Annotated in this window: 9 protein-coding genes; 3 read left to right on the plus strand and 6 right to left on the minus strand. The window is 37.5% G+C overall.

The annotated features are described in order from the left end of the window. Positions 1-5: 5 nt before the first annotated feature. On the minus strand, positions 6-401 hold the full coding sequence (locus tag BBI00_RS15650; protein ID WP_065399823.1) for a YbjN domain-containing protein: 396 nt from the start codon (positions 399-401) through the stop codon (positions 6-8). Positions 402-522: 121 nt separating this feature from the next. On the opposite strand from BBI00_RS15650, the gene BBI00_RS15655 reads away from it, so the two are divergent. Continuing rightward, a complete protein-coding gene (locus BBI00_RS15655; protein WP_065399824.1) occupies positions 523-1,140 on the plus strand; it encodes a helix-turn-helix domain-containing protein in 618 nt (205 codons plus the stop codon). Positions 1,141-1,211: 71 nt separating this feature from the next. Here the strand turns inward: BBI00_RS15655 and BBI00_RS15660 are convergent, their stop codons facing one another. Continuing rightward, on the minus strand, positions 1,212-2,087 hold the full coding sequence (locus BBI00_RS15660; RefSeq protein ID WP_123902307.1) for a complement C1q domain-containing protein: 876 nt from the start codon (positions 2,085-2,087) through the stop codon (positions 1,212-1,214). Between the two features lie 326 nt (positions 2,088-2,413). Here BBI00_RS15660 and BBI00_RS15665 point away from each other — a divergent pair, with 326 nt between their 5' ends. Continuing rightward, positions 2,414-4,117: a tetratricopeptide repeat protein gene (locus BBI00_RS15665; protein WP_065399826.1), complete on the plus strand. Its 1,704-nt coding sequence runs from the start codon at positions 2,414-2,416 to the stop codon at positions 4,115-4,117. 98 nt (positions 4,118-4,215) lie between these two features. After that, positions 4,216-4,962: a ThiF family adenylyltransferase gene (locus BBI00_RS15670; RefSeq protein WP_065399827.1), complete on the plus strand. Its 747-nt coding sequence runs from the start codon at positions 4,216-4,218 to the stop codon at positions 4,960-4,962. A gap of 16 nt (positions 4,963-4,978) precedes the next feature. On the opposite strand, the gene BBI00_RS15675 is transcribed toward BBI00_RS15670, so the two are convergent. The 4 genes from BBI00_RS15675 to BBI00_RS15690 are packed head-to-tail and all read right to left on the minus strand — an operon-like array spanning position 4,979 to position 12,489. Further along, positions 4,979-6,070, minus strand: a complete 1,092-nt coding sequence (locus tag BBI00_RS15675; RefSeq protein WP_083988550.1) for a DUF7005 family protein — start codon at positions 6,068-6,070, stop codon at positions 4,979-4,981. A gap of 26 nt (positions 6,071-6,096) precedes the next feature. Then, the gene (locus BBI00_RS15680) at positions 6,097-9,006 is read right to left on the minus strand and encodes an NHLP bacteriocin export ABC transporter permease/ATPase subunit (protein WP_065399829.1); all 2,910 of its coding nucleotides are present in this window, start codon (positions 9,004-9,006) and stop codon (positions 6,097-6,099) included. Between the two features lie 11 nt (positions 9,007-9,017). Then, the gene (locus tag BBI00_RS15685) at positions 9,018-11,210 is read right to left on the minus strand and encodes an NHLP family bacteriocin export ABC transporter peptidase/permease/ATPase subunit (RefSeq protein ID WP_065399830.1); all 2,193 of its coding nucleotides are present in this window, start codon (positions 11,208-11,210) and stop codon (positions 9,018-9,020) included. Positions 11,211-11,226: 16 nt separating this feature from the next. After that, on the minus strand, positions 11,227-12,489 hold the full coding sequence (locus BBI00_RS15690; protein ID WP_065399831.1) for an NHLP bacteriocin system secretion protein: 1,263 nt from the start codon (positions 12,487-12,489) through the stop codon (positions 11,227-11,229). Positions 12,490-12,498: the final 9 nt, after the last annotated feature.

Consider the following 12,498-nt stretch of genomic DNA (forward strand, 5'->3'; position numbering starts at 1 on the left):
GTAAATTACTTACTCATTTCAAGCATTTCGTTGGTAAATTCCCCTACCAGGATCCCCAGTGAATTGATAGATGCCATTACTTCATTCTGGGCCATATTATCTGTGGGCAGCGTATCTCTGAAAATAACCCTACGGCCTGTACCATCCAGGACAAAAGCACCGTGAACGATATCCCTGTTTTTCTGAAGCAGTTTCCGGAAGGTCTGTTCGGAAGGGTTTTTGATTTCGAAAAGAAACTGTTCCATGATCAGAATAGAGTCTGATATAATAAGGATCATATTTTTTATCCCGTTGGATTCTTTTTCAATGATCAGGATTCTCTGAGCCTCATCTTCAAGAGTAATGGTAAACTCATAATCCTGCAACCACTCTTTGACCGTTCTAAATATTTGATTTTTCATGATGGCTTGTTTTGTGTTCAAATTTCTTCTACACAAATATAACATAAAATTTTCAAATTGCAAATATTTTTAGCATTCATTTATTTCAGATTCTCTATATTTGCAAAAAAGATTAGACAAAATGAGCTTCTTTGGAACTAATATTAAGAAAATAAGACAGGTAAAAGGGCTGAGCCAGAAAGCTTTTGCAGATCTGTTTGATCTGAACAGAGGGGTAATAAGCTCTTATGAGGAAGGACGTGCCGAACCGAAAATCGAAACGATATTAAAGGTTGCTCATCATTTTAATCTGAATCTTGACAAATTACTGACAGAAACCCTGCAGGTAAATCAGTTAGCAAGTGTTTCTGATATTGACCAGCTGATGCTTTTCCCGGAATTGGCCATTCAGAATAATAAAGAAGCGAAAGCAGATCAGGAAAAACAAACCCCTGATTCAGAAATTTTGCAAAAAATATTAGCATCAGTAGATCTCGTTTATGAATTTACACCCGATAAACCTCTTTTACCGCAATACCAATATGGGGATATTTTATTTCTGAACAAGGCAGACCTCACCACAGAAAGCCACCATACATTACTGCTTCACACAGATGGAATAATACAGTATCTGACTGATCACCAAAAAACAAAAAACCAACAGGCTTATAAAGTGGTAGGCTATGTTTCCACAGCAGAAAAAAATATTTTCAGCAGTATTTTTGAAAGACTTGAAAGGCTTGAAACGAAATCCCAGTAATATAAAATTAAAAGCTCCCCACAACAGATGATGCGGGGAACTTTCTTTTATTAAAAATCTAAATCCTGTTTTTAAATCTTTGTAATGACCATTCTTCGTAGGAAGGAGGTCATTGATGCAGTACCACAACCATTACACATCACAAGGCTGCCTGTGATGGTATCCCCCTGTTTCAGATTAAGGACAACAGAATCATAGGCCCCTGCCCTTTGGGAAGCCGAAACGCCAAGAAGCACCATTGTATAATACTGCTGTGATTGCGCAACTCCGTTTTTAAGGATAGACATCAGGCGATGTGCCGCCACATTTGTGCTGGTGTGGTAGCCCGTTTCCATAAATTCGATCTTATAATATCCTGATTTCGGGCAAGTCCAGGTATCCGTAGCAAGATTAAAGTCTGCTCCGCCATTGGTATTGAAGTCCACAGAAGTAAAATTGGCCTTGTAAGTTGTTCCCTGATTATGGGTTTCCGAAGTGGAAGAAGATACTGCACAGATATAGCTTGTATCTGCTTTAGACAGTAAAACCAGCTGATATGTTGTTCCTCCGGCTGTATTATCATCTGTCTTAACCAGGAGAGCAGATTCTCCGGGCAATAAGGGAACATTCTGAGCATTATCAATAAGCTCAGTACCATTCGCATCAATGGTAAGAATATACATCTGCGAAGTATTTTTAACATAATACGTTCTTCCTTTCCGGTCCAGGCCTGTAGTAGAATCAGGAAGTGTTACAGTACCATCTGCAGTTCCGGCCCAGGAAACATAAAAGTCATTTTCACTTATATTGTAGGTATTGGCGGTAATATTTCCATAGGCAGCGGCAAAGGAACCGTTCACGGTAATTTTTGATCCCGGAGAGGTGGTACCAATCCCTACGTTACCCATCTGAGCGTGTAAGTTTCCCAGTCCACTTAGCAGGCTAAGGGTTATCAAAATAGATTTCATACATTTTTATTTTTTTAATTATTCATTTGTTTTATCCACCTATATCCCAGAACTGTCCGGAAATGGTCAACGGAATTTCTGACCAGCTGTTGATGGATGGTCAAAAATAGAGTGCTCGATCAAAAAAATTTAAAAAGAAGACATTAATTAGCATTAATAAATTTCGTATTTTAGAGAGAAAATCATTAATTTTAAAAATATAAACAGATGATAACCAATAAAATAAACATTAAAACATGTTAATTTAAATTAAAAGAAAAGTACCCTCTATTATTTACTCTTTTAAGGTAAGCATCAGTTATAATTTTCTTTACACCTGCCTGAATATGAAATTAATTCTACTCTGTCTGCTATGCTTTACCATCATTATTTCCTGTGGGCCATCGGAAAAAGATAATGATTACTTCGATTCTATTACTGATGAAGTATCTCTTCTCAGGAAAGAAAATCCGAAACAGATCAAAAAGTTATACGAGAGGGAGCTTAAGAAGTATAAACAAAGTGAAAAGAAAATATTTCTTTTAAGCAGCAAGTATGTTGAAATGTCCCTGTCTGCTGATGAAAGACTGAAGCAAATTCCTTTGGTATACGAACTGCTGAGGCTCAACAACAATAAGTATGAATACATCACTATCATTGGCAATTATAATCTGGCTTCACAATTTGAACTCAGCTCTCCGGATTGGTCTCTGAAGTGTATTGACAAAGCTATAGAGTATAGTGAGAAAACTGAGAAGAAATATTTCCTTCCACATCTCTATCATTTCAAAGGCCGCCTTCTTTACAACAAAAACGATTATAAAAATGCACTGGACTATTTTAATAAAGCACTGCATTCTTATGATCCGCAAAAAGATATCCTCTATGTTTCATCCATGTACAACAATATAGGAATGTGCTATGATAAAATGAAAAACCTTGACAAAGCCATCAGCGAAACCTATAAAGCCATTGATATCCTGGAGAAAAACCGAAACCCCAATAATGGAGAACTTATTTTTATCAATTATATGAAAGGGGGACTTGCTGAATATTTTTTACAAGCCAGGGATTATCAAAAAGCCGAAGATCTTTTGGCTACCAAACTCAACTTCTCTCTCCATAATAATAATTATCGCATGGCCCTGTATGCGGCAAAAAAGCTGATTGATCTTTATAAAAACATTCTCCATGAACCTGAAAAAACAGGAAAGATCATTCAGTCATTAGAACCCATTGAAACTAATTTGAAAAAACCTGCGGACAGAATTGAACTGTATGAGCTTACCCAGGAATATTATTCTCAAAAAAATGATATTGAGAATTTTAAAAGAATTTCTAAAAAGCTTGTGGAAGCTAACAAAGAACGTAACAATTTGATTGAAAAAGAATTAAAGATTAATTTTGATATTGCTGATAATTACATCATCAAAAATATAAATACTGAAAACAGCTATCATAAAAGAAATAATATGCTGCTGCTATTTTCTGTTGTCCTTTTATGCTTTATCTTCCTGATTATCACAACAAATCTCATCAGATCAAGAAAAAAAAGAGAAGAACTTGTAAAAAAGGAAAAAGTAATTTCTGCCAACCAGCACAAAATTCTGGAGCAGGATATTGAGCTGCAAAAGGAGAAAATCAGGAATCTCCATCTGAACCTCAACTTAAAGACGGAAACGGAACGCGCATTTTTAGAAAATCTAAAAAAAATAAAGAAAGCTAAAAATACAGATACTGAAGAGGTTTTGAAAGACCTCCAGTTCAAGATCAATAACCTGATTATGATCGACAGAAAAAGCAATGACCTCATCAATGAAAGTTCTCTTGAAAACAAACTTTTTATGGAAAGACTTTCTGAAAAGTTTCCCCTCCTCACCAGTCAGGAACTCAAACTATGTGTCTATTTTAAGCTTAATCTCGCTGCAAAAGAGATTTCCCTGCTCGAAAACTTCACCGTAGGCAGTATAAGGGTATACAAGACTAAAGTAAAGTTCAAACTTGGCCTCGACAGGGAAAATGACCTGAGTGAATTTTTAAACAAATTCTAAGGCACCGGGTTTATCTTTTATTTTTGAATCTAAAAACTAAACTTTTGTGTAGTCTTATTTCTTTTACATACCTCTATTTTTGTTTTAAAATGTAAATAATGGAAGAGCAATATTCCCGAAACAGGATATATGTAAAAGAAGAAGAACAGAAAATCATAAAGGATTTTTCTATTTTACTTGCCGGATGCGGTATAGGGAGCAATATTGCCGAATGTGCCCTGCGTTTTGGTTTTGAAAACATTACACTGGTAGATGGTGATACTATAGAATTATCTAATCTGAACAGGCAGAATTATACTTTTCAGGATGTCTCTTCTTATAAAGCAGAAACTTTATACCAACGTCTGAAAAGCATTAATCCCAATGCCAACATCCGCTACCATAGCGAGTTTATCAATAAGGACAATGTATCGGAAATTATTGGCAGCCATGATCTGGCAATCAATGCATTAGATTTTTCAAGTGATATTCCTATCGTGTTTGACAAAATCTGCCAGGAAAAGAATATTCCTGTTCTTCATCCCTATAACCTGGGCTGGGGAGCCTTAGTTATGGTAATAAGCGAAAATATGGGATTGGATTCTCTGCAAAAAGCTGAGGAAAATTTCAATGAAGTAAGCGTAGTACAGTATGTTTCCAGCCATATGAGATACTGGGGAAATCCCCAGAAATGGCTGGAAGAAGTGGTTGAAGAGTATATTAACGAAAACAAACAGCTTCCTCCTCCTCAATTGTCCATTGCCTCATTTCTGGCAGCTGCAAGTTGTGTAAAAATTGCATTTAATATTGCCACCCAACAATCTGTAAAAAAATTTCCCGATTTTTATCTTACAACTGTTAACTGACAAATTAGGAGTTGTATTAATCCTTTTCATTATACTTTGTCATCAGTATATAGCCTCCTTTTCGGGAGGCTATATTTATCAGGTCTGTTTCGCAAAGTGCTTCTATACGCATCTTTTGATCTTTATCTGATTGTATAGGTCCTAATTCACAGTCAAACCAGGCAATTGTCTCAATCGCATTTTTAATGATGCCTGTCAATATCCGGAAATTTTCTTCAGACAGCAGCAGGCTTTCAAGGTAATTCTGTAACCTGGCTCCTTTTCTGTAGTTTGGGTAGTCTTCCAGGCCCATAAATGAAAGCATCCATTGTTTATTATATTTGCCCACTGCTTTGGCTATTCCGATATAGTCTGCAATAAGCTCATCATGCAAATTATTAGATGCAAATCCATATGTTTGTAGGGTATATAAATGTGTACACTCATGCTCAAGCCTTATTAAATACGAATAAGCCTTCCATTCATCATCCGGAAGGCCTAAATAGCCTGCCGAAACATTACTGTAAGGTTTATTGCTCAGAACAATGATCTTATCTTTATATAAATCCGGATCAGGCAGGATATTTTTAGAAAATTCTTCATTCCAGTTTCCGAAAGGATTCGTTTCTGTCCATTGCTTTTTCAATGCGTGGATCCTTGCCCAGTTATTCATCCCGCTTGCCAGAAAGGCCCCCATAGATTCAGGAACTTCTATTGGGTTGCTTTTATGGAGAAAACTTTGTACAATGGTTGTAAAGTCTTTACTGTCCGGTACAGACACCACCGGAATTCCACCGGCAATGCTTTCGTGGACACTGATAGTGAGTCCTTCGACATCATTCAGTTTAAGGCCATGCTGAAACTCCTTATAAGATTCTTTTCCTTTCAAAACTGCATTGATATAGGCGTCAGTTTTGTTGATATCTGCTTGTATTGGAAAATGCAGTTGGGGATAAAAACTTTTCAGCGTCTGAAATGAATTCAGGCTGTTTGTTTGAAGATAATCTTTCCAGAACTTAATACAAAAATTTTCTCCAGATGGTATTGTTGTAATACTTGCTGGAGAAAATTTATTTTGAAAATAAGATTCAAGTTCTTTCGAAACCTGAAATTCCTCGTTATTTTTCATTGCTATCATTTTTGAACCTTTTAGCTTCAGGCAATCTGTCGTTTAGCCAATTTTGAGAACAGACCATCCATTTCCATCAATTCATCATAAGTTCCTGTTTCTACAATTGTCCCTTTATCCATTACATAGATACGGTCCGCATTTTTAATGGTGCTTAATCTATGGGCAATGATAATACGGGTTGCCTGCAATTTATCCAGGCTTTCAGAAACAATATTCTGGGTTCTGTTATCCAGCGCACTGGTAGCTTCATCCATGAATAATAATCTCGGCTTATGAACGATAGCCCTGGCAATCATCAGCCTCTGTCTCTGCCCGCCTGAAAATGTTCCTGCTCCTTCACTCACTACGGTATGCATTTCCATAGGCATCTGTTTTATATCTTCTTCCATTCCGGCCATTCGGGCGGCTTCCCAGGCATCATCAAGTGTAAGTTCAGAATTCCCTACAATATTCTGGTAAATACTTCCGGCCATCAGAGATCCGTTTTGCAATACCACGCCTATTTGTCTTCTCACTAACTCTTTATTCATAGAGTCAAAAGAATCACCATCGAAATAAATAGATCCTACTTCCGGGTGCTCAAATCCTAACAGCAACCTCATGATGGTAGATTTTCCTGAACCGGAAGCTCCGACAAAAGCAACCATCTCACCGGGTTTAATTTTAAAGGTAACATTATCCAATACTAAAGGCTGATCCTGATTATACCGGAAAGAAACTGAATTCATCTCAATCTCCCCGGCCAGTTCTCCCGGATCAACACTTTGTTCTGCAGACTCAGTTTCTTCTTCCAAAATAGGCTTTACCCTTTCATACAGAGTAACCACATTAAGGGACGTGATTAAGGCCATACTCAGTCTGAGACTATCATTCAAAAACTGGTTGAATGCCGTAATGAATGCCATAAATGCTCCTACTGTAAGCATCGTGGTGACTTTATCGGAATTAAGTACCGTATAGTAAAGAAAAGAAAAGAAGAATATGCTTGTGAGAAGCGGATAAGAAGCATTGAATGTCTCCACAAAGTTTTGGTAGCTTCCTGAATTAAATCCTAATTTTTTAAGTTTAGAAAATTTATCTGCCCACAGTGCAAAGACTCTTCTTTCTCCCCCTGTTATTCTTATTTTGGATATCCCTGATAGGAACTCAAACAAAAAGCCTTGTATTTTCCCCTGATATTCTGAGACCTGTCTGTCATACCTCAATTTCAAACATCCGATGGTAACCATAAAAATAACGGCAATAAGCCCCAGTCCTACTCCCATCCAGGCCAGTTTGGAATCGTAATAAAAAAGAAGTATCAGATTCACAAAAGAAAATGCGCCACTCAATACTGCTGTCATTAAAGTACTGGAAACTATCTGACGTATTGCGTTTATACTTAAAACCCTGTTTGTCAGATCCCCCGCACTGAATTTTTTATAGAAAGTAACCGGTAACCTCAGCATATGATCCATAACGCCCGCCTGAAGGTTGATACTGGATTTGGTTTCTACTCTTAGCTGCAGTACTCCCTGAGCAAGATGCAAACCTGCGGTTACGAGACCAATCATAATCATAATCCCAAAAACCTCTAAATGAAGCGATCTGTCTGCTGTAGGAATTACATCATCATACATCATTCCGGACAATATGGGAACCAACAATCCTATTAAACTGCCCGCCAAAGCTGCAAGCACCAATACTTTTGCATCGTTCTGTATTCCTTTCATGGCAAAGCCCGCCACTTTTCTCACGGAAGACATCTTACCGTCAAATCCGGAGAGAAACATATATCCGATAGGTTCTAATGTTTCTGCGATCTCACTGTTGATTCGTGATTCTATTCCTGTTGATAAGTCTTTTATGGTATAAGTGTCAGATTTTGTCTGTAATAAGGCAACAGGAGTTTTATCTTTTTTTGTAAATGCCAATAAATGGCCATTTTCTTCTTTCCACCATGTTCCTCTCAGGATGATTTTACGGATTCTTATTCTGGAGCTTTTGGCTATTGCATACAACTGATTAGTTACACTGTTTTCATAAGACTCTATATGTTTAGGCTCATCTATTTTGAACCCGGATTGTTCTCCTATCAGCTGGCAGGTAGAGAAAAGAATACTTTTCTTTCCTGTAAAACCTGAAGTTTCAGCCTGAACATGTTCTTCATTACCCGCAACAATGGATCTGATTTTCTGTAAAGTATTTCTGATTCCGTCTTCTTCCAAGACTCTTTTTTCCTGAAAGCGCTTGTTTTCTTCGGATTTATAAGTCTCTATAAGAGCATTAAGCTTGTTATAAAAATGTTCTTCCAGCTTTTTCAATGAAAGTAAAAAGTAGATATCATCCTGAAGTACTTCCCGTGTACTGAGTACTTTCAGTTCAGCATTACCATTCAATGATTTTATCCACAACTTATTCGATACCGGTGTAAGAAAACCGGGTAATTTATCATGACTAATGGGAGTACTTTCAGCATAAATACTTACTTCTCCCTTTAGGATATGTACCCAGTTGATTCCGCTTGAAGGGAAAGCAATGGCATTCTTTTCTAGTTTTATTATCTTATAATCATCCAGCGCCGTGTATACTCTCGGGCTGTTATGATTACAGATTACTGATGTTGTTTTTGAAATCCATCGGTTAATCATATTCTTTAGAAAGAAATGATCCATCTCCAGAAGTTTGTTTTTATCTATCGGCAAAAGTTTTGCATCCCCTGAAAAGGCAATAAGTCTTGTATTTTCAGTAAGATTTTCAGTCCTCAAACTGAATACTATCTCTCCTTTCTCTACTGTATAGAAATGTTTCAGAGGAATCAGGTAATTACCATTCTCATCAATTTTAGTATAAAACACATTTACCTCTCCTGAAAGTACCATCCAAAATTTGTCTGTATCATTCAGGGTAAAAGGATTTTCAACATTGATATATATCTTTTCTTTTACAGGCATGGTATTTTGTTTTATTTAGTTTCAATTAATTTTGAATACACCCCATTGAGCTTCATAAGGTCCTGATGAGTTCCTCTTTCTACGATTTTTCCGTATTCCATTACTATGATTTCATCGCAATCGATAATGGTACTGAGCCTGTGAGCTACAATCAGGCAGGTACAGCCTCTCTTTTTAATATTATCCATTACGGTTTTTTCAGCTGTTGGATCCAATGCACTTGTAGCTTCATCCATCACCAGAATAGAAGGATTGGTAGCCAGAGCTCTTGCAATCTCCAGACGCTGGCGCTGCCCTCCACTGAAATTGCCCCCTCCTTCCAGTACTGAGCTGTCATAGGCATCGTTCCTTGCTGCAATTACATCATGAATAGCCGCATCTTTTGCAGACTGGATAATACTTTTATCTGAAATTGTAGCATCCCAGAAAGAGATATTTTCTTTAATTGTTCCGTTGAAAATAAGAACATCCTGATCGATTACTCCCAATGATTCTGTGATAACATTTCTTGGGATATCATCTTTATTTTTTCCGTCGAATAAAATTTCACCTTTCCAAGGCTTGTAAAGGCCAGAAGCTATTTTAGCTACTGTTGACTTTCCGCTTCCGGAGCCACCTACCAAAGCTACCCGGCTACCCGGCTTCAATTTCAGACTAAAGTTTTGTATAAGAGCCGGCATTGTGGTATTGTATCCAAATGTTACTTCACGCATCTCAAAATAACCTACCAGTTTGCTATTGCCTTCTTCTTTTACTATTGTTTTTTTATCTGTATTTTCCAGAAACTGATCATCAATTTCATAATTCATTACGTCGTCAATTTTGTTCATGTCACTTTCTGTTTCATGCAACATGGCACCTGCAGAAACCAACTGATTGACTGGAGAAATAAAATTCCCCATCAGAAAGGTAAAAGCCACCAGAGTTCCAAGGGTCATCTCACCATCCATAATTCTTAATGCACCTACCCCTAAAATCAGGGTTGTAGTAAGTGAAGTAACCAATGGAGGTATTGCATTCAGCCGGATAGTTAACCAGCCCAGTTCCTGCTGAGCGTTTGTCACTTTCGCAAGATATCCGATCCAATTGGTGAAGAAGTCATTTTCTCTTCCTGATGCTTTCAGGGTTTCTATCATACTGATTCCTGAGGTTGTAGTCCCCAACAGCTTTCCGTTTTCATTGCTTAGGCGCCGGTTACCGTCCTTTCTTGCTGTAGAAACATATCGTAAAACCGCTACATTAATTGCTGCCATCAGTATTCCTATTATGGTCAAAGGCACATCATAGGAGAACATAAGAAATGCATAGAAAATAACTATTATTATATTGAGGGCTGCGTTGGCAAGATCGCCACTCAACAGCCTGGCTACTTTATCATTGAGGGAAACCCTGTTACCTATTTCACCGCTATAACGCTGGGTAAAGAATGCAATCGGCAAATGAAATACATGCCAGAGAAATCTACTGGAGGTAGTAAGGGCCAACTTTGTTTCAAGTTTCAGAAGATAGTACTGCTGGATGTAGACCAATGCTGAGTTCACCAGTAAAACAGCTCCCATGATAAGCAATAATGGCATCACAAAGCCTGCATACCCATTCACCAGATATTTGTCTATAAAAATTTTGATAAATGACGGGATCACCAATCCCGGAATAACAAGGAAAAGGCTTGCCAGTATAAGATAAATAACACTTAATTTGGAATTGGATATCCTTTCTGCCAAAGAAGACATCAATCCCCTTTTTTCATTTCCTCTTTCAAAGTTTTCAGTAGGATTAAAAGTAAGAACTACTCCTGTATACGCATCATCAAACTCCTGATGGGTAACCTGATATCTTCCTTGTGCAGGATCACTCAGATATACTTTATTCTTTGTAAATCCTTCCAATACCAGAAAGTGATTAAAATTCCAAAAAATAATGGCAGGGGTCTGTACCTCTATCAGCTTTTCAATAGATTTGGCGTAGCCTTTAGCATCCAGTCCGAATTCTTTTGCTGCTTTGATAATATTGGTTGCCTTCAGCCCATCTCTCGAAACACCACAGGCAATTCTTAGTTTCTCCAACGGAACAAATTTGCCAAAATACCCTAAAATAATGCTTAATGATGCAGCGCCGCACTCTACGCTCTCCATCTGCAAAACAGTAGGAACCTTGACAAGTTTTGCCTGTTTGTTCAACACAAAGTTAGTACTCTTTTCCATCTTTCAAACTCGGTTATTAGTATAGATCAAAGAATTTTTTAAACGCCGGAACGACAATTGTGGCAGGAGGTTCCTGATTAATTGTAATTTTTCCGCTACAGGAAGTACCTTCCTTTATCGCGACATTAGGTCCTTTGGCTGAGGTCCATTTGTAACCACTGTAAGATTGGGCATCTTTTTCAAACTCTACATGCACTTCGAATAAAGGGCCTGAAGCTAACAAACCTTTGGCCAGCTGGTCATTTTTTACTAAAGTCATTAATCCTTGTTGAGTAATAGGAAAATCAGAAATGTAAGTAACTTTTCCTTCTATGAATCCATATTCCTGAGGTTGTACTGTAGAAGGAACAACAAAAGCTTCCATTCCTTTTTTTATTTTCTTTCCATCCTGAGAAGGGATATAAAGGACTCCTTTCAGTCCTGCTAATTTTTCAGTTCCTAAATTTTTTAACTTAAATAAAGGAGTTCCTGCTCCTACCACAACTCCTGCATCTGTAAGAACTTCTACAACTTCTCCATCATAAGGACTCTTTATTTTATTCTGTGTTTCATATCTTTCGGAAAGGAACTGAAGATTTCTTTCTGCTTCAGCAATACGCTGATTTTGCAGCGTTATTTTCTGCTCCAGATCAAAGCCTAAATTATGTTGTTGGCTAGATGTTTGAGCCATTTGTGCTTTTAATCTTTCTATGGTATTTTTTGAAGCGTCTATCTGCTGTTTTGTTCCGGCGACCTGTGACTTAATAATGAGCCCTTTACTAAGAAGGTTATTCTCAGATTCCAACTGGCTATAAAGAAATGCAAGTTTTTTCTTTTCTGCTTCGATTTCCCCCTGGATACTGACTCTGTTTTGACTGATCAGTTTTCCTTCTAAGTGATTGCCCTCGTTTCCATAGGCCATTAGCTTTCCCATTTCAAATTTTCTGTCTGATAGTACTGCCTTGGCATCTTCTATCTGCTGAAAAAGATCGGTTTGCTGTATCGTAGCAATTACATCTCCTTTTTTTACTTTATCTCCTATAGCAATATGTAACTTCACAAGTTGTCCCTGAGAGGTTGCAACCACCTCATGAACCTCTCCGCCAAGTACAACACCTACTGCATTAAGTTTCGTTTTTACAGTACCCAATACGGCCCAGCAAATTCCTGTCCCCAATGCAATGAAAACAGTAAATAGGGCAATCCATGCCTTTGGTCCCGTAACTTTTATTAACTGATCTAATTTTTCCGGAGTAGAAAGTTTTTCTAATGCTGACTTTCTAAAAAAACCTGCTGACATAATTTTAGT

This window comes from Chryseobacterium arthrosphaerae (assembly GCF_001684965.1).
GTDB lineage: Bacteria > Bacteroidota > Bacteroidia > Flavobacteriales > Weeksellaceae > Chryseobacterium > Chryseobacterium arthrosphaerae.